Raw genomic sequence first — 1,027 nt, forward strand, 5'->3', positions numbered from 1 at the left:
ACGGCGCGCTTAGGAAGGGAGACCGCATCGTCGTTCCCTTCACCATCATTTGCGGGGAATGTGACCAGTGCAAGCGCCGGAACTTTTCGGTCTGCGAACGTACCAACCGCAACAAGAACATCGCCGACAAGGCGTTCGGTCACACGACGGCTGGGCTGTTTGGGTATACCCATCTGACCGGCGGTTACCCGGGCGGACAAGCGGAGTATGTTCGCGTACCATTTGCCGATGCAACGCACATCAAGGTACCGGTCGGGCTCTCCGATGAGCAGGTCCTCTTCCTTGGCGACATATTGCCAACTGGCTGGCAGGCTGCTGTCCAGTGCGAAATCGAGCCCTCCGATACCGTCGCGATCTGGGGCTGTGGCCCGGTGGGGCAGATGGCAATCCGCAGCGCCATTCTTCTCGGTGCCAAGCAGGTCGTGGGCATAGATTGCCTGACCGAACGCCTTTCCATGGCCGGAGCGGGCGGCGCGATCACCATCAACTTCCTGGAGGAGAGCGTTGTTGAAAGGCTGAACGAGCTTACAGGCGGCAAAGGGCCAGACAAATGCATCGACGCGATCGGGATGGAAAGTCACGTGTCCTTTCGTCAACCAGACACCGTTTATGACCGCGCGAAGCAGATGATGATGATGGAAAACGATCGGCCCCACGTGCTGCGTGAAATGATCTATGTCTGCAGGCCAGCCGGCGTCATCTCAATCGCGGGCGTGTATAGCGGGTTCGTCGACAAGATCCCGATGGGCCAAGCGATGAACAAGGGCCTGACCTTCAGGATGGGCCAGACGCATGTGAACCGCTGGACCGACGATCTACTGCGCCGCATCGAAGAAGGTCAGATCGACCCGTCGTTTGTCATCACCCACACTGCCGGGCTCGAACAAGGACCCGAGATGTACAAGCTCTTTCGCGACAAGCAGGACAGTTGCGTCAAAGTCGTACTGAAACCATAGGATCAGTGTCATGAACATGCTTAGCAAACTCGGCAATCTCTACAGATGGCCAAGTGACCCAAGGGTCGTAA

1 protein-coding gene is annotated in these 1,027 nt (G+C 57.7%); it reads left to right on the top strand.

Annotated elements, in window-relative coordinates:
• Positions 1 to 956, top strand: a 956-nt coding sequence (locus AC0L2C_RS34105; RefSeq protein WP_473525523.1) for a zinc-binding dehydrogenase, incomplete at its 5' end; no start/stop codon positions are given.
• Positions 957 to 1,027 lie beyond the last annotated feature (71 nt).

The sequence above is a fragment of the Mesorhizobium sp. WSM4845 genome (assembly GCF_055811455.1).